General features: G+C 59.1%; 21 protein-coding genes. 13 read left to right on the plus strand and 8 right to left on the minus strand.

Annotation, left to right across the window (positions count from 1 at the left end):
* Positions 1-109: 109 nt before the first annotated feature.
* The 7 genes from HW452_RS12485 (at position 110) to pepQ (ending at position 8,198) form a co-directional block, all read left to right on the plus strand.
* A complete protein-coding gene (locus HW452_RS12485) occupies positions 110-1,681 on the plus strand; it encodes an ABC transporter substrate-binding protein (protein ID WP_224106438.1) in 1,572 nt (523 codons plus the stop codon).
* Between the two features lie 157 nt (positions 1,682-1,838).
* Entirely contained in the window at positions 1,839-2,888 is a 1,050-nt protein-coding gene (locus tag HW452_RS12490; RefSeq protein ID WP_224106439.1) for an ABC transporter permease, read from the plus strand.
* Positions 2,885-3,826 carry an ABC transporter permease gene (locus HW452_RS12495; RefSeq protein WP_224106440.1) on the plus strand — a complete coding sequence of 314 codons (942 nt, stop codon included), beginning with the start codon at positions 2,885-2,887 and terminating at the stop codon, positions 3,824-3,826. The genes HW452_RS12490 and HW452_RS12495 overlap by 4 nt, the downstream gene beginning before the upstream one ends.
* A 7-nt stretch (positions 3,827-3,833) precedes the next feature.
* Positions 3,834-4,850: an ABC transporter ATP-binding protein gene (locus tag HW452_RS12500; RefSeq protein WP_224106441.1), complete on the plus strand. Its 1,017-nt coding sequence runs from the start codon at positions 3,834-3,836 to the stop codon at positions 4,848-4,850.
* Entirely contained in the window at positions 4,847-5,914 is a 1,068-nt protein-coding gene (locus HW452_RS12505) for an ABC transporter ATP-binding protein (RefSeq protein ID WP_224106442.1), read from the plus strand. The genes HW452_RS12500 and HW452_RS12505 overlap by 4 nt, the downstream gene beginning before the upstream one ends.
* Before the next feature lie 49 nt (positions 5,915-5,963).
* Positions 5,964-6,872: a LysR family transcriptional regulator gene (locus tag HW452_RS12510; protein WP_224106443.1), complete on the plus strand. Its 909-nt coding sequence runs from the start codon at positions 5,964-5,966 to the stop codon at positions 6,870-6,872.
* 24 nt (positions 6,873-6,896) lie between these two features.
* Complete coding sequence (pepQ, locus tag HW452_RS12515; RefSeq protein WP_224106444.1) at positions 6,897-8,198, plus strand: Xaa-Pro dipeptidase; 1,302 nt, start codon at positions 6,897-6,899, stop codon at positions 8,196-8,198.
* Between the two features lie 48 nt (positions 8,199-8,246).
* Here pepQ and HW452_RS12520 read toward each other — a convergent pair whose 3' ends face one another.
* Both HW452_RS12520 and HW452_RS12525 read right to left on the minus strand, forming a co-directional pair.
* Complete coding sequence (locus HW452_RS12520; RefSeq protein ID WP_224106445.1) at positions 8,247-9,023, minus strand: TatD family hydrolase; 777 nt, start codon at positions 9,021-9,023, stop codon at positions 8,247-8,249.
* 111 nt (positions 9,024-9,134) lie between these two features.
* Positions 9,135-9,749 carry an OmpW/AlkL family protein gene (locus tag HW452_RS12525; RefSeq protein ID WP_224106446.1) on the minus strand — a complete coding sequence of 205 codons (615 nt, stop codon included), beginning with the start codon at positions 9,747-9,749 and terminating at the stop codon, positions 9,135-9,137.
* A gap of 554 nt (positions 9,750-10,303) precedes the next feature.
* On the opposite strand from HW452_RS12525, the gene HW452_RS12530 reads away from it, so the two are divergent.
* Positions 10,304-11,158: an AAA family ATPase gene (locus HW452_RS12530; RefSeq protein ID WP_224106447.1), complete on the plus strand. Its 855-nt coding sequence runs from the start codon at positions 10,304-10,306 to the stop codon at positions 11,156-11,158.
* Between the two features lie 3 nt (positions 11,159-11,161).
* On the plus strand, positions 11,162-12,343 hold the full coding sequence (locus HW452_RS12535) for a vWA domain-containing protein (protein WP_224106448.1): 1,182 nt from the start codon (positions 11,162-11,164) through the stop codon (positions 12,341-12,343).
* A gap of 16 nt (positions 12,344-12,359) precedes the next feature.
* Here HW452_RS12535 and HW452_RS12540 read toward each other — a convergent pair whose 3' ends face one another.
* Positions 12,360-12,929 carry a hypothetical protein gene (locus HW452_RS12540; RefSeq protein ID WP_224106449.1) on the minus strand — a complete coding sequence of 190 codons (570 nt, stop codon included), beginning with the start codon at positions 12,927-12,929 and terminating at the stop codon, positions 12,360-12,362.
* A gap of 166 nt (positions 12,930-13,095) precedes the next feature.
* Between HW452_RS12540 and HW452_RS12545 the strand changes: the two genes are divergently transcribed.
* Positions 13,096-13,551 carry a RidA family protein gene (locus HW452_RS12545; protein ID WP_224106450.1) on the plus strand — a complete coding sequence of 152 codons (456 nt, stop codon included), beginning with the start codon at positions 13,096-13,098 and terminating at the stop codon, positions 13,549-13,551.
* A 30-nt stretch (positions 13,552-13,581) separates the two neighbouring features.
* Here HW452_RS12545 and HW452_RS12550 read toward each other — a convergent pair whose 3' ends face one another.
* The 3 genes from HW452_RS12550 to HW452_RS12560 all read right to left on the minus strand — a co-directional run bounded on the left by HW452_RS12550 (position 13,582) and on the right by HW452_RS12560 (position 18,872).
* Complete coding sequence (locus HW452_RS12550; RefSeq protein WP_224106451.1) at positions 13,582-15,036, minus strand: cobyric acid synthase; 1,455 nt, start codon at positions 15,034-15,036, stop codon at positions 13,582-13,584.
* A 135-nt stretch (positions 15,037-15,171) separates the two neighbouring features.
* Positions 15,172-16,551 carry a cytochrome P450 gene (locus HW452_RS12555; RefSeq protein ID WP_224106452.1) on the minus strand — a complete coding sequence of 460 codons (1,380 nt, stop codon included), beginning with the start codon at positions 16,549-16,551 and terminating at the stop codon, positions 15,172-15,174.
* 251 nt (positions 16,552-16,802) lie between these two features.
* On the minus strand, positions 16,803-18,872 hold the full coding sequence (locus HW452_RS12560) for a S8 family serine peptidase (protein WP_224106453.1): 2,070 nt from the start codon (positions 18,870-18,872) through the stop codon (positions 16,803-16,805).
* Positions 18,873-19,542: 670 nt separating this feature from the next.
* On the opposite strand from HW452_RS12560, the gene HW452_RS12565 reads away from it, so the two are divergent.
* Positions 19,543-20,463 carry a glutaminase gene (locus HW452_RS12565; RefSeq protein ID WP_224106454.1) on the plus strand — a complete coding sequence of 307 codons (921 nt, stop codon included), beginning with the start codon at positions 19,543-19,545 and terminating at the stop codon, positions 20,461-20,463.
* A gap of 15 nt (positions 20,464-20,478) precedes the next feature.
* Here the strand turns inward: HW452_RS12565 and HW452_RS12570 are convergent, their stop codons facing one another.
* Complete coding sequence (locus HW452_RS12570; RefSeq protein ID WP_224106455.1) at positions 20,479-20,991, minus strand: O-acetyl-ADP-ribose deacetylase; 513 nt, start codon at positions 20,989-20,991, stop codon at positions 20,479-20,481.
* Positions 20,992-21,010: 19 nt separating this feature from the next.
* Entirely contained in the window at positions 21,011-21,874 is an 864-nt protein-coding gene (locus HW452_RS12575; RefSeq protein ID WP_224106456.1) for a bifunctional transcriptional activator/DNA repair enzyme AdaA, read from the minus strand.
* 245 nt (positions 21,875-22,119) lie between these two features.
* On the opposite strand from HW452_RS12575, the gene HW452_RS12580 reads away from it, so the two are divergent.
* Both HW452_RS12580 and HW452_RS12585 read left to right on the plus strand, forming a co-directional pair.
* Entirely contained in the window at positions 22,120-22,935 is an 816-nt protein-coding gene (locus HW452_RS12580) for a DUF1206 domain-containing protein (RefSeq protein WP_224106457.1), read from the plus strand.
* Positions 22,936-22,942: 7 nt separating this feature from the next.
* Positions 22,943-23,545: a YqaA family protein gene (locus HW452_RS12585; RefSeq protein WP_224106458.1), complete on the plus strand. Its 603-nt coding sequence runs from the start codon at positions 22,943-22,945 to the stop codon at positions 23,543-23,545.
* Positions 23,546-23,550: the final 5 nt, after the last annotated feature.

Here is a 23,550-nt window from a genome sequence, read left to right on the forward strand (position 1 = left end):
CTATGTTAGTCATATAGCTTGCAAGCTGACCGTGTCTGCTTTACTGGCTAACTGCGGGATTTCAGACGGTAAAGCGAACAATAAGACCATCAATAAAACGGGAACGATCATGACGCTCAAGAAAACCCTACTGGCTTCACTCATTGGGGCAACCATCGCGGGCGGCGCCTTGCTGCCGCTGACGGCAAGTGCCGAAACCCTGCGTATCGGCTACTCCGCCGACCCGGAAACCCTGGATATCCATGAGCAGCTTTCTGGCGGCATGCTGCGCTTCTCCCACCTGGCCTTTGATCCGCTGGTTCGCTGGACAAAGGATTTCGATTTCGAACCGCGCCTGGCCACCGAGTGGGAACAGACCGACGATACCCATATCCGCATGACGCTGCGCGAAGGCGTTACCTTCCATTCCGGTAACCCGTTCACCGCCAAGGATGTCGTGTGGACCATCGAGCGTCTGCAGGAGAGCCCCGATTACAAAGCCATCTTCGAGCCGATTGCCAGTGCCGAAGCCATCGACGACTACACGGTAGAAATCACCACTACCGAGCCCTATCCGCTGATGCTGAACCTGGCCACCTACATCTTCCCGATGGACAGCGAGTTCTATACCGGCGAGACCGACAGCGGCAATGACAAGGCAGAAATCGTCAAGGCCGGCAACTCCTTTGCCTCGCGCAATGTTTCCGGCACCGGCCCTTTCCGCCTGACCGACCGCCGCCAGGGCGTGCGGGTCGATTTCGAGCGCTTTGAAGATTACTGGGACACCGAAACCGAAGGCAACGTTTCCAGCATCGTGCTGACCCCGATCTCTGAAAATGCGTCACGCGTGGCGGCCCTGCTGTCCGGCGGCGTCGATTTCATCGATGCCGTACCGCCCAACGACCTGGAGCGTATTCGCGAATCCGGTGATGTCGAGCTGATCGAAGTGCCCGGTACCCGCATTATCGGCTTCCAGTTGAACGAAGAGAAAGTCGAAGCGTTCCAGGACGTCCGCGTGCGTCAGGCCGTTGACCTTGCCATCAACCAGCAAGGCATTGCCGATCGTTTGATGCGTGGCTTTGCTACGCCGGCTGGCCAGTTCTCACCGGAAGGCTACTCCGGCCACAACCCGGACCTGGTGCCACGCTACGACCTCGAGCGGGCCCAGGAGCTGATGGCGGAAGCGGGCTATGAAGATGGCTTCACGGTCGACATGATCGCGCCCAACAACCGCTACGTTAACGATGCGCAGATCGCCCAGGCCGTTGCCAACATGCTGTCGCGCATCAACATCCGGGTGAACCTGCGCACCATGCCACTGGCCCAGTACTGGCCGGAGTATGATACCCGTCAGTCGGATATCGCCATGCTCGGCTGGCATTCGGATACCGAAGATAGCGCCAATTTCTTCCAGTACCTGTCGTTTTGTATCGATGACGAAACCGGTGCCGGTCAATACAACTACGGCAACTACTGCAACGAAGAGATCGATGCGCTGGTGACCGAAGCCGATAGCGTGACAGATCTCGAGCGGCGTAACGAGATGCTGCGCGAAGCTGAAGCCATGCTCTATGAAGATGTGGGTTTTGTCATGCTGCACTGGCAGAACCTGGCCTACGCCGCGGCTAACGGCGTTGATATCGAGCCGGTGGTCAATGCGATCGACTTCCCCTACCTGGGTGATCTCGTGATCAGCCGCTAAGTCTGCTGAACGCCCCTTTAAGCGCTAAAGCAAGGATGCTTCGCTCTCCAGGCCACTGGAGAGCGAAGCACTTGTCATGTCCAAAACAGCGGTAACGCGTGTAAAGAACTTACCGATAGACCCTTTGTTAAACACTATTACATAGGTGGCGTACGCCATGATTGCCTTTTTAATCAAGCGGCTGATGCACGCGGTATTGGTGATGTTCGTCATCAGCGTGCTGGCCTTCGCCATTCAGGACAACCTGGGTGACCCGATACAACAGATGGTGGGCCAGTCGGTCCCGGAAAGTGAGCGCGAAGCGCTTCGTGAACGCCTGGGATTGAACGACTCCTTTCTGGTGCAGTATGGTCGCTTTGCCAAGAACGCGGTCCAGGGCGATTTCGGGTACTCGTACTTCTATCGCGAACCCGCGCTCGGCGTGATTGCCCGCCACTTGCCAGCCACGCTCGAGCTGGTGTTCGCTGCCACGCTGATCATCGTGCTGCTGTCGGTACCCATTGGCGTCTACAGTGCGATCAAGCCCCGCGCGGTTCTCTCACGCTTTTTCATGGGCGCGTCGATCATCGGCATTTCCATTCCGGTATTTCTGACCGCCATTGTGCTTATCCAGATATTCTCCATCGGCATTACCGTCACCCTTTTTCCGGAAAGTACCGGCTGGGGCGCCTGGCTCAACGGCCTGCTTTCGACCCAGGGCAGCATGCCGTCGTTTGGGCGTGGCTATGACCTGGTCCATGTCGTCGGCCACTGGGACACCAACATGGCTTCCTGGGACGGGCTCAAGCATCTGGTCCTGCCGGCCATTTCACTTGCCTCGATCATGCTGCCACTATTCATCCGCCTGATTCGCGCGGAAATGATGGAAGTCCTGCAGTCAGAGTACGTCAAGTACGCCCGCGCCAAGGGGATCTCCATGCGTCGCGTCTACTTCGTGCATGCGCTGAAGAACACCATGCTGCCGGTCATTACCGTGGGTGGTGTGCAGATCGGCACCATGGTGGCCTACACCATCCTGACCGAAACCGTGTTCCAGTGGCCGGGCATGGGCCTGATGTTCCTGGATGCGATCAACCGCGCTGATATCCCGTTGATCGTGGCCTACCTGATGATTGTCGGCGTCATTTTCGTGGTGACCAATACCATCGTGGATCTGGTCTACGGCTTCGTGAATCCCACTGTAAAACTGACTGGTAAGCCCGCATGACGATGACAACGAACAAGGCACCCAGCCGCCTGGATCGCTTTCGCGACTCCTTCGTGTGGTACAGCTTCAAGCGCGACCGTACCGCACAACTCTGTCTGGCCGTTTTTCTCTGCCTGGTAGTGGCCGCATTCTCGGCGCCCTTGCTGGCCCCGACCGACCCGTACGATCTTCGCCAGATTGATATCATGGCATCGGAACTGCCGCCTTTCTGGATTGATGGCGCCGATGAGCAGTACACACTGGGTACCGATGCCCAGGGGCGCGATCTGTGGTCGATCATTCTCTACGGCACACGGGTGTCGCTGCTGATCGGCTTCGGCGCCGTCATCCTTCAGGCGCTGCTCGGCGTGACCTTTGGCTTGCTGGCGGGTTATCTCGGCGGGCGCGTGGATGCCTTCCTGATGCGCCTGGCGGATATTCAGCTTTCCTTCTCGACGCTGATGGTCGCCATCGTCGTCGGTGCCGTGGTCAAGGCAACCCTTGGCGGGGCGTTCTACAGCCAGTACGCCGTACTGATGCTGGTGCTGATCATCGGCCTGGCCGAGTGGCCGCAGTATGCGCGTACCGTGCGCGCCTCGGTACTTGCCGAAAGGGGCAAGGAGTACGTGGACGCCGCGCGGGTCATGGGCCTGCGCAGCAAGCGCATCATGTTCCGCCATGTGCTGCCCAACACGCTTTCTCCCATTTTCGTCATCTCCACGGTGCAGATTGCCAACGCGATCATCTCCGAGGCGGCGCTTTCATTTCTGGGTCTGGGTATGCCGGAAACCCATCCGTCACTGGGCTCGTTGATCAAGGCAGGGTTTGACTACATTCAGTCAGGCTCCTGGTGGATCACGCTGATCCCCGGTGCGGTACTGGTGGTGCTGGTGCTCTCAATCAATCTACTGGGCGACTGGCTGCGCGATGTCATGAACCCACGACTCTACAAAGGCTGAGGACATCATGGCATTACTCGAAGTTTCCCAGTTGGATGTACGCTTTGCCCTGCGCCAGGGTGAGGTCAAGGCGATACGTGATGTCAGTTTTACGCTAGAGCGTGGCGAGCGCCTGGGGATCGTTGGCGAGTCCGGTGCGGGTAAATCCGTTGCGGCCTTCTCGCTTTTGAACCTGATTTCCAAGCCCGGCTTCATTGCCGGCGGCAGCATCCGTTTTGAAGGGCAGACGCTGAACACCATGTCGGAGCGCGGTCTGCGCAAGATTCGCGGCAACCGCATTTCGATGATCTTTCAAGATCCGATGATGACCCTGAATCCGGTGCTCTCCATCGGTGAGCAGATGGTCGAGTGTTTGAAAGCCCATCGGCGCATTTCCTCGCGGGAGGCGCGCGCCATTGCTCTGGACAAGCTGCGCCAGGTACAGATTCCCTCGCCGGAAAAGCGGCTGGACCAGTACCCCCACGAGCTGTCCGGCGGGATGCGCCAGCGCATCATCATCGCCATCGCCCTGCTCCTCGACCCGGATATCATCATCGCCGATGAGCCGACCACCGCACTGGATGTCACCATCCAGGCGGAAATCATGGCGCTGCTGCTGGACCTGTGTGAGCAGCACAACGTCGGTTTGATCCTGATTACCCACGACCTTGGCGTGGTAAGCCAGGTGACCCAGCGCATGCTGGTCATGTACGCCGGCCGGGTAATCGAGCAAGGCCCCACGCGGGAGATCATCAACGACCCGCAGCACCCTTACACCCAAGGGCTGATCAACGCCCTGCCCCAGATGGCCACACCGGGCGAGAAGCTCAACCAGATTCGCGGCAGTATGCCATCGCTTTCCAACCTGCCAAGCGGCTGCGCCTTCCATCCGCGCTGTGACTTCATCAAGCGTGCCGATGGACAGACGCGCCCGGCCTGCGTCGAGCAGGTGCCCGGTTTCGTCCAGACCGGCAATTGTCAGGTAGCCTGCCACATGGTGGCGGAGCTGCTGGAAGATCGTCGCCTGAAGGAGGAAGGCCAATGAGTACCCAGGCAAGTGCGGCAGCCGTGAACCATATTCCCGCTGACAACATCGAAACCGCCGCCCCGCTGCTGCAGATCCGCGGCTTGAAAAAGCGCTTCTCGCTCTCCGGCGACTTCCTCGAGCAGCTGCGCTTCAAGGGCGGCAAGCTGGTGCGCCACCAGGAGCACGTGCATGCCATCAACGGCGTGAACCTGGATATCAGCCGCGGCGAAGCGCTGTGCGTGGTGGGCGAATCCGGCTGCGGCAAGTCCACCGTGGCACGCACGGTCATGGGGCTATTGAGCCCCTCCGAAGGCGAGATCCACTACGACGGCCAGCGGATCGACAACTTGAACTCACGCCAGCTGCTGCCCTATCGCAAGCGCATGCAGATGATCTTCCAGAACCCCTACGCGTCATTGAACCCGCGCATGACCATTCAGCAGACCCTGGAAGAGCCGCTGCGCCTGCATCACCCCAAGTGGAACCGCCAGCAGATCGCCGACAAGGTCGAAGAAGTGATGCGTTCGGTAGGTATCGACCCGGACTGGGGCAAGCGCTTTGGCCATGAGTTTTCCGGCGGCCAGCGCCAGCGCATCGCCATTGCCAGGGCCCTTGCCGTGGACCCGGAGTTCATCGTGGCCGATGAGCCCATCTCGGCGCTCGATGTATCTATCCAGGCGCAGGTGCTCAATCTGCTCATGGAGGCACAACACGAGCGTCATCTCACTTACCTGTTCATTACCCACGATTTAGCCGTCGTGGAACATTTCGGCACGCGAGTTGCCGTCATGTATCTGGGCACGGTATGCGAAATAGCCACCACTGCCACCCTGTTTGCCAAACCGCGCCACCCCTATACCCAGGCGCTGCTCTCTTCCATCCCCCGTCTGGAAGATGACCGCCCGCAGCATATTCGCCTGGAAGGCGAAGTACCGACCCCGGTGCATCTGCCCAGCGGCTGCGTGTTCCATGGCCGTTGCCCCTATGCCAATGCGCGCTGCCGTCAGGAGATCCCGCAGCTGCAATTGCACAATGACGGCACTCGCGTTGCGTGCCACGCTGTTGAAGAAGGCCGCTTATGAAACGCGGCACTTCATGTGCGAGGCAAGCCACATCACTGCGAGGTAAGGCATGGAAATCCGCTGGCTAGAAGACTTCATTGCCCTGGCCAGAACCCGGCACTTTTCACGCGCGGCAGAGGATCAACACGTTACCCAGCCTACCTTTTCCCGGCGCATCAAGCTGCTGGAAGAGGAGATGGGAGTGACGTTGATCAACCGCCAGACGCTTCCACTCTCATTGACTCCGGCCGGCGAGGAGTTTCTGACCCTGTGCGAGCAGGTCACCGACCGGGTGCGCCTGACCCGCGAGCGGTTGCGTGAAATCAGTGCCGGCCAGCAGCGGCGTATCATGGTCGCCGCACCGCAAAGCCTGCTGGCCCACTTCCTGCCCGAGTGGCTGGCCTCCTCGGGTTGGGAAAATCGGGTACAGCCTTACTTGCGCGCCACCGGCTGGATCGCTCACGATTACTTCCAGGCCCTGGCGCGCGCCGAGTGCGACCTGGCCATCTGCTACTGGCCCGAGGGACGCTGCGACCTGGATATCGATACCAGCGCCTGCCACCACCGGGTAATCGGTCATGAACGACTGATCCCCGTAACCGGGGTAAGTGCCCAGGGAGAGCCCCACGCCCTACTGCCTGGCACACGCCAGCAGCCCACGCCCTGGCTTGCCTACCCCAAGCGCGGCCTGCTGGGCTCGGCCATCAAGGCGCACCTGGCCAGACTTCCGCAAGGCACGCACTTGATTGCGCAAAGCGAGAACCTCTACGCCGCCGGCATCAAGGAGCTTTTGCTGCTGGGCTATGGCATGAGCTGGCTGCCCGAGCGCTGCGTTTCAGCGGAACTGGCCGAAGGCACGCTGGTTAGAGCCGGCGACAGCCGCTGGGACGTGCCCATGGAGCTTCGCCTTTACCGCTCTCAAAAACATCACGCCGAACTAGAAAGGCTCTGGAACGAGCTGCCCGCACTGCGTTCTTGAAAATACGTTTAACAGGACCTTCCCATGTCAGAGACACTCTTTGCCCTGCAGCTTGCACACTTGAAGCGCCTCGACCGCGCCTATACCGACGTTCTCGAGCGTCTTGGCCTTGAAAGCGTGGCGATCTACAGCGGCCACAGCGACAATTTCTTTGCCGACGACCACGCCCCGGCGTTTCAGGCCTACGGCCACTTCATGCACTGGGTGGGCCTTGCTGACGCCGAGCACAGCTGGGTGGTGATCGAGCCTGGCCAGAAACCCCGGCTCTTGCTCTACGCCCCCAGCGATTTCTGGCACCTGACCACGACCCTGCCCCAAGAGCCCTGGGTCGAAGCCTTCGACATCACACTCTGCCAGGTGCCCACCGCGCCGACGCTTTCCAGAAACGCCGCGGTGATCGGCGATCTTTCAAGACTTGGTGAAACGCAGCGCCAAACGCTTGGCAGCGCCGCACTCGCCCCCGAAGCGCTGATCACCGCGCTTGACGAGCTCCGCGTGACCAAGAGCGACTACGAACTCGCCTGTCTGCGCGAGGCCAACCGGCTGGCCAAGGCGGGCCACCAGGCGGCCAAGGCGTCGTTCATCGGCGTCGGCGCCGAGCTCGACATTCAGCTTGCGTATCTCGGCGCCAGCCGCCAGCGCGAATCAAGGGTGCCCTACCAGAACATCATCGGCTTGAACGGCCACGCCGGCGTGTTGCACTACCAGCACTACGACCTGACGCCGCCGAAGCAGCGCTACAGCCTGCTGGTGGATGCGGGCCACCGCTTTCGCGGCTACTGCGCCGACATCACCCGCACCCACGTCGGCCCGGATGCGCCGGAAATTTTCGCCGCGCTGGTGGTCGCCCTTCACGGGTTGAAAAACGAGCTGGTGCAGTGTATCGGCCCCGGCGTGGAGTTTACGGCGCTGCACGAGACGATGCACCGGCGCCTGGCGGACATTCTGGTGAGCTTTGACCTTTACCAGGACAGCGCCGAAAGCGCGCTCGAACTCGGCGTCACCCGCGCCTTCTGCCCGCACGGCCTGGGGCATTTGCTGGGGCTTCAGGTCCACGACGTGGCGGGGCTCAAGACCGAAGAGGGCGTACCGCGGCCCGCCCCGAAGGAGCACCCGGCGCTTCGTCTGACGCGCACGCTCAAGCCCGGCATGGTGGTGACCATCGAACCCGGCCTCTACTTCATTCCCATGCTGCTCGCCCCGCTCAAGGAGCAGAGCCGCGCCGTCAACTGGCCGCTGGTGGATTCCCTGATCAACTGCGGCGGTATCCGCATCGAGGACAACGTGGTGGTCACCGAGTCCGGCTTCGAGAACCTGACGCCCTGATGCTCGCCGGCTCGAACGCGCGCCGCTGGCAACGTCGGTTCTGATCGATCAGAGCCCAAAAAGCCTTCGGGTATTGTCGCGAATGGTGCTGGCAATCTCCTCCGGCGGCTCGTCGCGAATTTCGCACAGGCTTTCGAAGGCGTGGCGGATACGCTCGGGGCGATTGGGCTCGCCCTGGAACCCCTGCACCGGCATGTCCGGCGAGTCGGTTTCGAGCAGAAGCGCCGAGAGCGGCAGGCGCGAAAGCGTCCGGCGGGTCTTGGTGGCCCGCTCGTAGGTGATCGTGCCGCCTACGCCGATGTAATACCCTGCCTCGATGAACGCCCGCGCCTGCTGCTCGCTGCCGGCGAAGCCGTGTACCACCCCGGCTCTGGGCAGCTCGATTCGTCTCAAGTGCATGGCAAGCTTGTCGTGGGCGCGCCGGGAGTGGAGGATCACCGGCAGCTCGAACGTGCGCGCCAGGCGCAGCTGCGCATCGAGCAGCGCTTGCTGGCGTTCGAACTGCGGGTCGTCGATGTAGAGATCCAGCCCGATCTCCCCGATCGCCACCAGCTTTTCAGGTTTTTGCTCGAGCCACGCCTCGAGTCGGTCGAGATGCGCCTCTTCGAAATCATTGATCGCCATCGGGTGAATGCCGAGCGCGGCGTAGACCGGTTCATATCGCTCGGCCAGCGCCATCACCCCGTCGAAGCGCTCGGCAGTTACACCCACCGCGATGATCTTTTCGACCCCGGCCTCGCCCGCCTTTGCCAGACTTTGCGTCTCGGTCCCCACGAAGGGAGGAAAATCGAAGTGACAATGGGTATCAACGAAAGATGTCGACACGTGGCTACTCCTTTACCGTTTGGGATCGCTTGAGAGTGGGTAAATCGAGCATACACAAAAACGCCCGGCGAATGCCGAGCGTTTCGATATGACTAACATCGATCAGAGTCGTTAGAAGCGGAAAGTGACACCGCCACCGATCGTCAGCGGATCCATGTCCACCTTGCCAACGGTGTCGCCACCGGTGCGGATATCGGAGCTTACATCCGCGTAGCTTGCAAAGCTGTTCAGCGAAACATTGTCGGTAACTGCCAGATCGACACCGACCTGACCAATGGCACCGTAGCTTGATTTGACGTTCACGTCGCTCGGTTCACCAGAGAAACGTGTGTAGTTGACGCCAGCGCCTACATAGGGCTGAACGCGAGAATCAAAGCCACCCAGAGGGTAGTAGTTGACCATTAGGTTGACTGGCATGCGATCAATGGTGCCGATATCACCTGCTGCGCCGGTATTCAAGCGATGCTCGAACTTCTCGGAGCTGTTGAGCTCGAGACCGACATTCGGGGTAAACAAGTACCCTGCGCCAAAGGTAAAGCCGCTTTCATTTTGAACATTGAGCGAATCGCCCGCTACGTTACCGTTTCCAGAACCGGTATCCGTCTTGGCGAAACCACCGCGAACAAAGATATCACCGGCTTCATTCTGGCTGGCGAGTGCCGCTTGGCTAGCCATCAGGACGCTGGCGGAGATGACAGCAGCAGAAATATATTTGATTTTGCTCATGAGAATCATCCTTTCATTTGCCAGGGGTTATGCCGTTGCATCCGGCTTACTTATACAATATATACTATTCGAACACTGTTTCCAAATTTTCCACGGTTTTTTTGTCATATAGTTGTATAAGAATAAACTTTTATTAAGCAAAAAAAAGACCTCCCGAAGGAGGCCCAGGTTGGAGCACGCCAGCTCACTCGATATATCGTCGGCCAGACTCGGCTGACGACATGGCAATGAAGGGAGAATGATCATTATCGGATCGATCTCGATATGAACGACTCTGTTCAGTTGCCGCTTGGTATTTATATAGCGATTCCTATGCCAAAATAAATTTTTTATATTAAATACAATAATTTAAAAATATTGATTGTTAGCGCAATAGGCAGCGTGAGGTAAATTTGGGTAAAAACGCACCAATGCGGCGCATTGTTTGCTGTTTTGCCTCATCAAGCACCCCGCTGCCTGGCAGATGGTTTCTGCGTCGCTTGGCCCAGGCAGCCAGCCTCACGTACACTTGTTTGAATCTCCATTTCAAGACGTGACAAGCCGAGGCCCTTTTCATGGCATTTGAATCCACCGCTTCCTATATAGCCACCGATGCACTCAAACAGGCGGTGAATGCCGCTGTCATGCTCGAGCGCCCCCTCTTGATTAAGGGCGAACCAGGCACGGGCAAGACCCTGCTGGCCGAAGAGCTGGCCGCCTCACTCGATACCCAGCTGATCACCTGGCACATCAAGTCCAGCACCAAGGCGGCCCAGGGTCTTTACGAGTACGACGCGGTCAGCCGCCTGCGCGATTCCCAGCTCGGCATCGAGGGGGTCGAAGACGTTGCCAACTACATCAAGCCCGGCAAGCTGTGGGAGGCCTTCACCGCCGGCGAGCGCGTCGTGCTGTTGATCGACGAGATCGACAAGGCGGATATCGAGTTTCCCAACGACCTGCTCCAGGAACTGGACCGGATGGAGTTTCACGTCTATGAAACCGGCGAAACCATCCGCGCCGAGAAGCGCCCCATCATCATCATTACCTCAAACAACGAAAAGGAGCTGCCTGACGCCTTCCTGCGCCGCTGCTTCTTTCACTACATCGACTTCCCCGACCGAGCGACCCTTCAGGCAATTGTCGATGTGCACTATCCGGATATCGCCCCCCGGCTGGTCAGTGAGGCTTTGAACGTGTTCTTCGAGCTGCGCGACGCGCCGGGGCTCAAGAAAAAGCCATCCACCTCCGAGCTGGTCGACTGGCTCAAGCTGCTCCTGGCCGATGAGCTCGCCCAGGAGGCACTATTCAACCGGGACCCGGCCAAGGCGCTGCCGCCCATGGCTGGCGCGCTGATCAAGAACGAACAGGATACCCATCTGCTCGAACGCCTGGCCTTCATGATGCGTCGCCAGAAAGGCGCCGGACGTTAAATCATGTTCATCGGCCTGTTTGAAACCTTGAAGCGCGCAGGGATTCCGGTATCGCTGCGTGAGCTGCTGGATCTTCATGACGTGGTGGAGCGCGGCGTGGTGTTTGCTGATATGGAAGCTTTCTATCAGATAGCACGCACGGTACTGGTCAAGGATGAGCGCTATTTCGACCGTTTCGATCGTGCCTTTTCGGCGTGGTTTGAAGGTCTTGAAGACATGGACGCCGCCATCGAGGCACTGATTCCCGACGACTGGCTACGCCGCGAGTTCGAGAAGCAGCTTTCCGAGGAGGAGAAAGCGAAGATCGAATCGCTGGGCGGGCTCGAGGCACTGATCGAGACGTTCAAGAAGCGCCTGGAAGAGCAGAAGGAGCGCCATGCCGGTGGCAACAAGTGGATCGGCACCGGCGGCACCAGCCCGTTCGGCGCCTACGGCTACAACCCGGAAGGCATCCGCATCGGCCAGGACGGCTCGCGCCACCGCCGCGCGACCAAGGTGTGGGATGAGCGGCGCTTTCGCGACTACGACGACTCGCTCGAGCTCGGCACGCGCAACATCAAGATGGCGCTGCGGCGGCTGCGCAAGTTTGCCCGCCAGGGTGCTTTACAGGAGTTCGATGTCGACGCCACCATCCGCGAAACCGCTCGCGACGCTGGCCTTCTCAACGTGCAGATGCGAGCCGAGCGGCACAATGCCGTCAAGGTGCTGCTGTTTCTGGACGTGGGCGGTTCCATGGATGATCATATCCGCGTTTGCGAAGAGCTGTTCTCCGCGGCGCGCTCCGAGTTCAAGCACTTGGAGCACTACTACTTTCACAACTGCCTGTATGAAGGGGTCTGGAAGAATAACCTGCGCCGGGGCCATGAGCGCATCCCCACCCTGGACGTGTTGAACACCTATAGTGCGGACTATCAGGTGGTGATCGTCGGTGATGCGGCCATGTCGCCCTACGAAGTGACGCATCCCGGCGGCAGCGTGGAGCATTTCAACGACGAGCCGGGCAGTGCATGGCTCAGGCGGCTATGCCAGGCCTTCCCGCGCCTGGCATGGCTCAATCCCACGCCCACGCAAGCCTGGGCATATACCTACTCCACCCAGCTGATTCAGGAGATCATCGATGATCGAATGTATCCCATGACCCTGGAGGGGCTTGAAACCGCCATGCGCGAGCTGGCCAGAAAATAGCCTGCCCAGGCCAGGCTCACGCCTTGATACGGGAAGGGAACGCCTGAAGGCCGTTCAGGAAATCCTGCTTGGCGACTTCGAAGGCCTTGGCATCGTGCTTGAAGCGCCGCAGGATCAGCGTTTCGTCCAGCGCCACCGTTGCCGCCAGCTCATCGCGGCTACCGGCCGGATGGCGCCCGCTCAAGCCGATCAGCTGACCGTCTTGCGCCTCGAACCAGCGCTTGATACCGCAGCCCTGGTAGAACGCCTGCTGCTCGGGACTGTCCACGTCTACCCGCAGCGGCGCCTTCAGCGTCAACTCGCTTATCAGGCGCTGACTGGCGCCATCTGAGTCAAGCTCGCAGGTGTGGGTGATCGTCATGCCCTCGCCTGCTTCATCTAGCACCAGCAGCACCAGTGCCAGCGGCTTGCCAGAGCTGTCCACCCCCGCCAGAAGGCGTGCCACCTCCTGCTTGAACAGCACGTTGCGCACGCCGGTAAAGACGACAAGCGGCGTCAACCCTGCCGCTTGGCCGTACACTTCTGCGCATAAACGCGCCAGGCAGGCATCTCGCTGCCCCGCCTCCTTGATCTGAACAACCTTCATGACGCTCTCTCGCTGCGCTTTATCCTGAGCCGCCCGGCGGCCCTTGAAGCCCGCAAGCCTAGAGCATTCAGGTTCCAAGGGCCAGAGGCTCGCGCGAATTGAACCCAATTGCTCTCTACCTGTCGCAGGCAATGACAGCAAAGCCAACGGCCGCCAAGGAGAGCCCATGCCCACGTTCATCAACGACCCCACCCTGCCCAAGCCCGATTTTCCCGGCAGCCACATGGTGGTAGACGAGCATCACGTGTTCATTTCAGGCCTGACGATTGCCGACATCACCGATGAAAGCGTCACGCACTCACATGATGCAGGCAAGGAAACCCATCGCATCATGCGTGAGCTTGAACGCATGCTGCGCCAGGAAGAGCTGGATTTAAGCGATGTAGTTCGCGTGGATATCCATCTGACGGACCTGGATGACCTGAACAAGGTGAACAGTGCCTACGCCGAGTTCTTCGAACCGGGGCGTTTTCCCGCACGCACCTGTACCGAGGCGAGCCGACTCCAGGGAGCCAGCAAGGTAGAAATCACTCTGATGGCAAGCCGCCGCCATGCCGATGCGCCCAGCGATGCAAAGGATTCCGATGATACGGTACCGGACAGCGATACCGGCCCGGAATAAGCTCGATCAAAGCGCCCTGAGGCCACCACCTCAAGGCGCCTCACTCAGCAAGGCGAGAACGCGCTCGATATCCAGATGCGCTTCGAGGGTATCTGCCAGACGGTCGAGTTCACGTTCGCGATGCGCCGTGTAATCCACCGGCTCAGGCGCACTCAACCCCAGGCGCTTGAGGAGTGCTGCGCACGTATCGGGGCTGTCGAACACGCCGTGCAGGTAGGTACCCAGAACCTGACCATCCTCGCTTACCGCTCCGTCCTGGTGCGTTCCTAGATCGAACAAGGGGGTTTCAAGCGCCCGGCCCGCACTTACGCCATTGTGTATCTCGTAGCCGGTCACCCTTACCCCCTCTTCGATCATTACACCGGCAACGTTTCGTAGTTGCTTGCCTGCCATCATCCGCGTGGTCAGCGCCAGCAGCCCAAGGCCGCTGGCGCGCTTGGCCGGGCCTTCCAGCCCGTTTGAGTCATCCACCCACTCGCCCAGCATCTGAAACCCGCCACAGATGCCCAGTACGCGGCCACCGTAGCGCAGGTGGCGAGCGATCGCCGCTACCCAGCCGTTGCGTTTGAGCCAGGCCAGGTCACTCAGGGTGCTCTTGCTGCCGGGCAGGATGATGACATCCGTCGGCGGAATCGGCTGGCCTTCATGAACGAAGCTGAGCGATACCTGCGGATGTAGCCGCAGCGCATCGAAATCCGTGTGATTACTGATGCGCGGCAGCCGCGGTACGATGACGTTGAGCGTCTGGCGCTGTTTTTCGGCGTGTACGCCGGCAATGGCGTCCTCGGCGTCCAGTAAAAGCCCGGACACGAAAGGCAGCGTTCCCAGCACTGGCTTGCCGGTGCGGTCTTCAAGCCATGAAAGCCCCGGGGTAAGCAGCCCGATATCGCCGCGAAAACGATTGATGATGAAGCCTTTGGTACGCAGGCGCTCGCTGTCGCTCAGCAGTTCAAGGGTGCCCACGAGCTGGGCGAACACGCCGCCGCGGTCGATGTCCCCCACCAGCAGAACCGGGCAGTCCACCGCTTCGGCAAAGCCCATGTTGGCGATGTCGCCCTTGCGCAGGTTGATCTCGGCAGGACTGCCCGCACCTTCGGCAATGATGACGTCGAAGCGCTGGTTCAAGCTCTGCCAGGCCGCCATCACACTCAGCTTTGCGGTGCGCTTGAAAGCGTGGTAATCCAGCGCGTCCATATGGCCATGGACCCGGCCCCGCAGAATCACCTGGGCGCCGCGCTCGCTTTCGGGCTTGAGCAGCACCGGGTTCATGTCGCTGTGGGGCGCCACGCCCGCCGCCTGGGCCTGCAGGGCGGTCGAGCGACCAATTTCACCGCCATCGACGGTGACGGCGCTATTGAGCGCCATGTTCTGCGGCTTGAAAGGCGCCACGTTGAATCCGCGGCGCTTCAATACCCGGCAAAGCCCCGCTACCACCGTGCTTTTCCCCGCATCGGACGTAGTGCCTTGAATCATCAGGGTGGCCATGCGCTGCTCCATGCGTTCAATCGGGCGATAGAAGGCGGCACTTTAGCGAGCGCATGATCAGGATGCAACGCGTAACGGCCAGCATTCTCATGTCCAAGGGCCCAGGGCGGCGGGGCGTCCCCTCAGGCGAAGTGCTTACAAGCGGCTGGTGGCTTCCTGCTCCGCCAGGCCGCTTGCCTTTGTGACCTGAAAGCACAGATGGAAATTGCTCAATAGCGCGGGCATTGGCTGTGTACCACTCAGCCGGTCAGGCGGGTCCAGGCGAATATGGCGCTCCTTGAGCAAGGCCGCCAGCACGGCACTGGTAACCATCAACACCAGATGTCTGCCCGGGCAGATACCCGGACCGCCACTAAAGGGCAGCAGCGGCCAGTCATCGAGCGACCCAGGGCTTAGCCATGTGTCGGGTGCGAAGCGATGGGCAATCTCGAGGTGGCGATCATCCCGGTGAAAATAGGGCGCATGGATCAGCAGCGTGGTATTGCGGGGCATTTCCCCTTGCGTCCAGCGCGTGCGCTCGGTGGTTTCACGCAGTAAAAGCGGCGTTGTAGGCCATAGCCGAAGCGCCTCCAGTACACAGGCTTTCAGGAAGGTAGTGTCGGGCTTTGGAGTAGCCGCTTGATTTGCCTCTGCCTGGGCGCGCTTTGCCTGCTCCGGGTGAGCGCAGATGAGCGCCAGCGCACGAAACGTCGCCATCCCCGCCGGTTCGAAGGCGAACAGCCACTGCGGCATCTGCTGTAGCGGCCTTGCTTGGCTATCGGCATCATGGCCCGCCACCAGCGCAGCTAGGCTATTGGGTTCAGCCCGATCTACATAGTGGGCCAACTGCTCGTAGAACGACTGCCGCACACGCTTGCGCTTGGGATGCATGAACCCCCAATTCGCTGCCCTGCGCAAGCGGATCAGCGTCTGGGTCAGCTCATGATCATCCCGGGCCGAATCACCAAGCACCACACGACGCACGATTCGGTTCCAGGCATCAATGAACAGCGGCCAGTCCAGTTTATGGTTATGTTGCTCGACCACCTCGAGCAACGCGGCCACCTCCTCCTCTATCACCTGCATGAAATGGCGAGAGAAACCATGCACCGGGCAGCCACTTTGCAGTACGTCCTCGTTCAAGCGCCGCCGCTCTTCGCGGGCCTTGCCATGCGACACCAGCGCCATGTCGGGTTCGAAGTGCGAAAGCGCACTCCGTTTTGCCGACTCGGCGGTGGCAAACGGTTCCGGCGTTTCCTCCATGACGCGATGGGCGTCGTCAGGGTCGAGAATGAGCGCCATGGGCTTGAACGGCGTGTTGAACAGCAAGGGGCCTTTACCGTACTTGCTGTTGAACGCCTGAACCTGCTTGATGGAGCGTGTATCCAGCGCCCACTGCTCGGCCAGATGCACAACCGCAGGGCGTCGTATGATCACGCCCTTGGCGATGTTGGGTGCCATCACCTTGAACAAGAAGGCAACCGTCTCGGTAAACGAGGCAGTCGGCAGTGAGTCGGTCACGGTTTCCTTGGCCACTTATTCTCTCCCTGAAAAGTGCTGGTGAAAACAAGTCTAGATATCGCCTAACTCAGCGCAAGTATTACCGAGGAAAGCGAAACCATCTCAATAATTGTCAAAATGGCCACTTGCTTGATTAGCCAGGGTTATCAAGATGTCATTGCGCGCTCAAACTGACTGCCCAGGACGCCCGCCATCAGGCAGGGGTGACGTCGGGGCGACAAAAACCGGCATCTCTGCCGGTTTTCATGAATGATGCGGGTGGTTTTCTAGAGTAAGGCGGAATAGCTTACCATTGCGGCCGTATCGGACGGCGCGTTGGCATCATGGTCAGGCTCCAGCGTATGCAGCAGGTTGAACTGCCAGCGGGTGTTTGCGCTGGGCGAGTATGTATAACCGAACTCGATATCCACCTGGCGACCCGAGGGAGAGAGCTGAGCCTCGCGCTCTTCGCGGATAACCCCGCCCTCGAGCGTGCGTCCTACCGGCACATCCAGAGTGGCAATACCGCTTTCGATACGCAGCGGCTGCTGCAGTGAAAATGCCGCCCGTTCATTGTCATCCTGCCACTGCACTCCCATGGCTACCTTTTGCGCGCGGATATCGCGTAGATGCGTGAGCAAACCGCTACCTTCAGCATCGCCCTTGCCCTGCTCGAACTCGGCAAATGAGCTTACCCCATTGCCGTGATCAGCCTTGAGGGTGACGCCTGCAAACGTCATTTCGTTATGCTCGCCAAGGCCCAGGGCGCCCGACCCACTCGCGCCCATCACGCCATTGTGCTCCTGCAGTCGGCCAACCTGGGTCGTCATGCTCAGCGCCGGTGAAAGCTGCCATTCGAAGCCGACATCAGAACGGTTGGCGCGGTAGTCGCTTTCGGTCTCGAGCTCGTTGCCGCTCCAGTGCGTGGCGATGAAGCTCAAGGTATCACCGAGTGCGTAATTCGCCTTTACCCCGTTAACGCTATCCAGCGACTGGGTAAGCGCAGAGCCGCTCTGAAAAGAGATCATCGGCATCATGCCCGACTCTGCGTAGGCACTCATCGGACTCGCCTGGGAGCCTGCGAAGTTGAAGGCGCTCAACGACGCGCTGCCCAGCGTGCCGTCGAAGCGGCTGCTCAGCAGATCACCGGCACCATTGATACTGGACGTGAAGCTATAAGGCCCCATGCTGACCGATTCCGTTTGCAGGGAAGCGGGCGAGTATTGGGTCAGCTGCTCCATCTGGCTACGCAGTTGTGTTGCCCGGCGCGTACGCGACTGGGCGCGCTCGCTCAAGTTGACCTGGTAGTCGCGGCCCAGGCTATCGAAGGCGGTCACGTTATCCAGCACGCCGGCTTCGCTCAGCGATTTGCCATAAGCGCTCGACAGGCGTATATCGGAGCGCCCAGCCAGTTCGCCGCCTGCGGCTACCTGCTCGCTTTGTGCCACCACGAGCTCACCTTCAGGTGCTAGTGCCGCATTGATATCGGCAATACCCTGGCCAAGGTAGTAGGTACCACAGTTGGCCGTCGCCGAGATTCCACAATCGTTTTGAGCGAACAGCGCGCTATCCTGGCTGGCCGTATCCAGCAGCCGCTGGCTGGCCTGCTGGGCATTCAGGTGCGGCCAGCGCGACAGGATACCCGCTGCATACTCGGAGATACGCGCAGCAGAAAACGACGTGCCCTGAGCATTTAGCTCGCGGTACACGTAATCGGTGGCAATCGCCCGCTCCTGCAGGCGGGTATCATCACCCGGGTAGGAGCTTGAAGGATGAACATTGCCATCGGGCGTCGTTCCCACGGCAATCAGCATCATGTTGTAAAGTTCAGGGTAGCTTTCATAGATCGCCCGCCCCTCTGTCTGCATGGCCGTGCCTTCATTACCCGCACTGACAACGTAAACGGCACCGCTGCCGCCATTGGCATTGACCACCTGATCGAAGGATTGCCGGGCCGTTACGCCATTGAACGCAAGACGCGGGTCACTGGCAAGGTAGCGCTTGGAGAAGCTGGCGTTGATGACCCGGGCGCCCCGTCCGGCGGCCTCACCCACGGCATAGTTGATCGCACTGCTGCGGTTGACGCCGTCCTGCTCGACCTTGATCAGGTCAAGGCGCGCGTTACCCAACGTGCCGCCCGTGATGACCGACGCCACGGTATTCCCGTGCCATTCGTTGCCACCGCTTACGTCAGTGCCACTGGTATGAACGTTCAGCGTATCAATCACCAGATGGTTATTGGTTAGCGTGTCAGTATCGAATGCGCTATCGACCACCGCCAGACGGATGTCGACAGGCAGCTCCACGCTGTCTTTTTTGCTGGCGACCATCATGGGGGCAATATTGGCGGGTTGCATGGCAGGCACAGGATTATGCACCCCCAGGTCAGGATCACTTTCACCAGTGCCACCACCGCCACCGCCGCCAGAACTACACCCAGCTATCGAGATAGTGCCCAGCGCCATTCCTATGGCCAAGACAAGGGGATGCCGGTTACCCATGAAAAGGCACCGTCACAGAGACGTTAACAGTCATGTTTATTCACACTCGCTAATAGGTAGGACATCGGGGAGATGCAAGCGCATTAAACAATAACTTTAAACAACCAGCAACGAATACTTTATAAAAAAGACCAAAAATTATTGCCATAAAGTTTGATTAAAAAAACCAATCGCGAGAATTGGAATTTACGATCAAGAGGCATCAATAAAACAAAGACAAGGTTAAAAACTGATCGATTTAAATATAAAAACCATAAAAATCATAAAGATATTAAAAAATCGATTTTGAAATAAAATATATTATTAAAAACAACCCCTGTATCTTTACTAAACTAACTATCGCAACATCAATAAAAACGAATGCTGGAATCGAAAAATTAGAAAATCAGTCTTATTTATTAAAGTTCAATCCGCGTTGGCCGATATCCAGTGTTTTTTATTTTTTTAGAAAATGCACAGGAAGACATCAGTATCTTTTTCGGCTAAAGTAACCGCTTTTATTGCCCATCACTAAAACGGCCCCCCGATGCAAGAACTACTCGATGAAATCGCCGAAACGATGGCGACCAGAAAGGAGCGTGGCAAGGTGGCCGACTACATCCCTGAGCTTGCTCACATCGACCCCAGCCGGTTTGCCATTTCTCTTGCTACCGTCAATGGCGAGCGCTACTCCGCAGGTTGTGCCACTACCCCCTTCTCCATACAGAGCATTTCAAAGGTATTCACGCTTACCATTGCCCTTGGCAAGCTCGGCGATGCGCTCTGGGCCAACGTGGGCCGCGAACCGTCCGGCGACCCCTTCAACTCCATCGTTCAGCTTGAGCATGAAGGCGGCAAGCCACGTAACCCGTTCATCAATGCAGGCGCCATTGCCGTCGTCGATGCGATCATGATGGGCCACGAACCCAAGGAGACACTCGCCGAGCTGCTCAATTTCGTGCGCTATATTGCAGATGATGAAAGCATCTGCTTTGACCACAAGGTCGCCGCTTCCGAAATGGCCCACCGTGACCGCAACGCTTCGCTTGCCCATTTCATGAAAGCCTTTGGCCGCCTGCGTCACGATGTAGACAAGGTGCTGGGCACCTATTTTCACCAATGCGCCATCGCCATGAGCTGCGAACAGCTCGCCCACGCCGGGCTGTTTCTGGCCTCTGACGGCGTCAACCAGCCCAGCAATATTCGGGTGGTTTCTCCCCAGCGCGCACGCCGTATCAACTCACTGATGATGATGTGCGGCCACTATGACGCCTCGGGCGAGTTCGCCTTCCGGGTCGGCTTGCCGGGTAAAAGCGGTGTGGGGGGCGGCATTCTGGCCATTGCGCCAGGCCAGGGCGCCATCGCGGTCTGGTCGCCGGGGCTCGATGAGTATGGCAACAGTCTGCTGGGCACCCAGGCGCTGGAAATGTTTGCCCAGCGTACCGGCTGGTCAGTGTTCGGGCACTGAGCCAGCCCTATACCGCTACGCTGTCAGCTGCTCGAGGTACTTCTGATAAACAGCCAGATCCGCGCCGGAAAAGCAGCAGAACGTAACCGCCTTGACAGCCGTACACTGCTTGAGCGCCTGGCTTACTGTCGAGACGGCAATCTGTGCGGCTTCTTCAACAGGATAACGGTATACACCCGTGCTTATGCTGGGAAACGCCACCGTGCGAGCCCCAGCGGATTCAGCCAGTGCCAAGGAGCGCTGATAGCACGATGCCAACTGATCGGCTTCACCGCGTGTTCCACCGTGCCATACCGGGCCAACGGTATGGATCACGTAGCGCGCCGGTAGCTTGAAACCGTCGGTGAGTTTCGCATCGCCGGTCGGGCATCCGCCCAGCGTTCGGCATGCCTTCAGCAGCTCAGGCCCAGCGGCCCGGTGAATGGCCCCATCCACCCCACCGCCGCCCAGAAGTGAGGTATTGGCGGCGTTGACAACGGCATCAACATCGAGGGTCGTAATATCGGCTTGAAGGGCAGTGATATTCATTGAAGGCCTTTGTGTTCAGCTAGTGAGTGGTTAACAGCTCAGGTTCAGACACAGATGTTTGCATCTGGGCAACCTCCCAGGCTTGTACCATCTGCTTTTTGGGCAGCCCCCAGCGGTAGCCTCCCAGTGCACCGCTTTGTTGAATAACGCGATGGCAGGGAATCCATAGCGCAACGGGGTTAGCGCCTACCGCATTACCTACGGCGCGGGACGATTTTGGCATGCCCAGCGCCTGAGCAATATGCGTATAGCTTGCCAGCTGGCCTTCAGGAATGGTGAGCAGTGCTCGCCAAACGGCCACCTGGAAATTGGTACCGGTCACATGAAGCGCCAAGGTATGGGGCTCAGCTTTCGGCGCGGCAAATAGCGCATCGACCACATACGCCGTCGCCTCAGGGCGATGATGGAGCGTACTTCGCGGCCACTCTCTGGCAAGTCGCGCCAGCAGTTCATCGGCGCTGGTAGCATCCACAAAGCCCATCCGGCAAATGCCGCGCGGGGTTGTCGCTACCAGCACGTTACCCAAGGGCGTTGGGTGCACGCCGTACTCGATATATACGCCCTCCCCCTGACGCTTGTGCTCCCCAGGAGTGACCGCTTCCAACTGAACGAAATGATCGTAAAGCCGCGAGCCACCACTGAGCCCAAGCGCATGAGCAACATCGAGCAAGGCATGCGGCTCTTTCAATAACCGCTTGGCACGCTCCAGGGTCAACGCCTGCAAGAAGCGTTTGGGCGAAATGCCCGCATAGCGGCAGAACAGGCGTTGAAAGTGGTAGGCACTCAGGTGAACATGAGCCGCCACCTCATCCAGGCCGGGCTGAAACACCGCCCGCTCCACCATATACGCCATGGCCTTCTCGATACGCGCATAATCATCCATCGAATGCTCCTGACAGTTCCCAGTCATTACAGATTACGCGCCTGCACGCCCGCTGCCGACCCGAATCTTGCGCAGTTAACTGCCTGCCGTCATTTGATTCACGAACGCGACATATGTGACCAGGTTAAATAACCATTACATTCGACGCCTCTCGTCACTGGCTAGACAATATCACGCGACTCACCCAGTATAGATAACCACTTTATATGGATATTGCATAAAGCCATTTCAGTCAGGAGGACACCGTGGCCAATCGTACATCTGCGCCTGATCACCGGGACGCCATTACCCTATTCGCTCGAATGGGTTATGCCGCGCGTGGGGTGGTTTACCTGCTGATCGGTGGCCTGGCAGCGCTTGCTGCGCTTGGCGAAGGTGGCCAGACCGAAGGCAGCCGCGGCGCGCTTGAAAGGGTGCTGGCGGCTCCCTTTGGCAAGGTCATATTGGGACTCATTGCCCTGGGATTGCTGGGTTACGCCTTGTGGCGCACTCTTCAGGCGCTCAAGGATGCCGACCACCATGGCGCCGGCGCCAAGGGGATCGCCATCAGAACGGGTTTGATGGTCAGCGCCATTACCCATACGTTGCTGGCCTTCTATGCCGCCAGCCTCATCTTTCGCCTGGGTGCCTCCTCCGGCGAGTCCAGCGGCTCCGAGGGCATGGTCAGTTGGCTGTTTCAGCAGCCGTTTGGCCGCTGGCTCGTAGGGGCTGTCGGACTTGCGATCATCGGAGCCGGCATCGCCCACGGGCTCAAGGGCCTCAAGGCCAAGTTCGACAAGCACTTCGATATGCCTGAACACACCAAACGCTGGGCCTACCCGGTGTGCCGATTTGGCCTCAGCATTCGCGGCCTGGTATTCGTGATCGTGGGCAGCTTCTTTCTCATTGCGGCGTATCAGATAAGCCCCAGCGAGGCAGGCGGCACCGAAGAAGTATTCAGTACGCTGCGCAGCCAGGCCTATGGCCAATGGCTTCTCGCCTTTGTCGCTATCGGGCTATTTGCCTTTGGCGCCTATAGCGTATTGGCAGCGGTTTATCGACGCATCAACCCGGCGATGTAGTCTTTTCATGGCCATTGCACCAACGCGTATGAAGGCGTGGCTTGAGCGCATCAATGGTTCAAGGCATATGCTGTGGCTACTTGGCGTTCTGTCATTTCTAGAAACCATTATCCTGCCCATTCCGCTTGAGCTGATGATGATCCCCCTGATGGCCAGCAACCGGCCAAGGATCTGGCACATGGCGGCCGCTACCACGGCCGGCTGCCTGGTAGCCTCGCTGGTCGGGTATGGGGTGGGCATGCTGCTGTTTCAAACGGTAGGCACGTGGCTTGTCGATGTCATGGGCCTGCAGGAGAGCTTTCGCTCCTTCCAGACCTTTTTTAACCAATACGGTTTTGCTTCCATAATGGCCATCGGTCTCTTGCCGATTCCTTTTCAGATAGCCATGATGACCGCCGGCATTTCAGGCTACCCGATTCTGTTGTTCGCCCTGGCCACCCTGATAGCACGCGGCTTGCGCTACTTCGGCTTGGCCTGGCTTGTTTACCGTTTTGGACCTGGCGTCCTCGTTCTCTGGAAGCGCCACGCGATGATCACAAGCCTTGTGGGTGGCGTGGCGGTATTGCTGCTGGCACTGGGGCTGCAGTTCTTGTCTGGTCTGATCCTGTAATCCCG

Origin of the sequence: Vreelandella aquamarina, from assembly GCF_020075495.1 — a bacterium.
GTDB classification, from domain to species: Bacteria; Pseudomonadota; Gammaproteobacteria; order Pseudomonadales; family Halomonadaceae; genus Vreelandella; species Vreelandella aquamarina_A.

What these genes read in the sequence shown, in the direction of transcription:
- HW452_RS12575 (WP_224106456.1), bottom strand. Translation starts at nt 21,874, where the DNA reads ATGGATGATTATGCGCGTATCGAGAAGGCCATGGCGTATATGGTGGAG.
- HW452_RS12545 (WP_224106450.1), top strand. Translation starts at nt 13,096, where the DNA reads ATGCCCACGTTCATCAACGACCCCACCCTGCCCAAGCCCGATTTTCCC.
- HW452_RS12540 (WP_224106449.1), bottom strand. Translation starts at nt 12,929, where the DNA reads ATGAAGGTTGTTCAGATCAAGGAGGCGGGGCAGCGAGATGCCTGCCTG.
- HW452_RS12535 (WP_224106448.1), top strand. Translation starts at nt 11,162, where the DNA reads ATGTTCATCGGCCTGTTTGAAACCTTGAAGCGCGCAGGGATTCCGGTA.
- pepQ (WP_224106444.1), top strand. Translation starts at nt 6,897, where the DNA reads ATGTCAGAGACACTCTTTGCCCTGCAGCTTGCACACTTGAAGCGCCTC.
- HW452_RS12565 (WP_224106454.1), top strand. Translation starts at nt 19,543, where the DNA reads ATGCAAGAACTACTCGATGAAATCGCCGAAACGATGGCGACCAGAAAG.
- HW452_RS12490 (WP_224106439.1), top strand. Translation starts at nt 1,839, where the DNA reads ATGATTGCCTTTTTAATCAAGCGGCTGATGCACGCGGTATTGGTGATG.
- HW452_RS12485 (WP_224106438.1), top strand. Translation starts at nt 110, where the DNA reads ATGACGCTCAAGAAAACCCTACTGGCTTCACTCATTGGGGCAACCATC.
- HW452_RS12585 (WP_224106458.1), top strand. Translation starts at nt 22,943, where the DNA reads ATGGCCATTGCACCAACGCGTATGAAGGCGTGGCTTGAGCGCATCAAT.
- HW452_RS12570 (WP_224106455.1), bottom strand. Translation starts at nt 20,991, where the DNA reads ATGAATATCACTGCCCTTCAAGCCGATATTACGACCCTCGATGTTGAT.
- HW452_RS12505 (WP_224106442.1), top strand. Translation starts at nt 4,847, where the DNA reads ATGAGTACCCAGGCAAGTGCGGCAGCCGTGAACCATATTCCCGCTGAC.
- HW452_RS12525 (WP_224106446.1), bottom strand. Translation starts at nt 9,749, where the DNA reads ATGAGCAAAATCAAATATATTTCTGCTGCTGTCATCTCCGCCAGCGTC.
- HW452_RS12530 (WP_224106447.1), top strand. Translation starts at nt 10,304, where the DNA reads ATGGCATTTGAATCCACCGCTTCCTATATAGCCACCGATGCACTCAAA.
- HW452_RS12495 (WP_224106440.1), top strand. Translation starts at nt 2,885, where the DNA reads ATGACGATGACAACGAACAAGGCACCCAGCCGCCTGGATCGCTTTCGC.
- HW452_RS12500 (WP_224106441.1), top strand. Translation starts at nt 3,834, where the DNA reads ATGGCATTACTCGAAGTTTCCCAGTTGGATGTACGCTTTGCCCTGCGC.
- HW452_RS12510 (WP_224106443.1), top strand. Translation starts at nt 5,964, where the DNA reads ATGGAAATCCGCTGGCTAGAAGACTTCATTGCCCTGGCCAGAACCCGG.
- HW452_RS12550 (WP_224106451.1), bottom strand. Translation starts at nt 15,036, where the DNA reads ATGGCCACCCTGATGATTCAAGGCACTACGTCCGATGCGGGGAAAAGC.
- HW452_RS12560 (WP_224106453.1), bottom strand. Translation starts at nt 18,872, where the DNA reads ATGCAACCCGCCAATATTGCCCCCATGATGGTCGCCAGCAAAAAAGAC.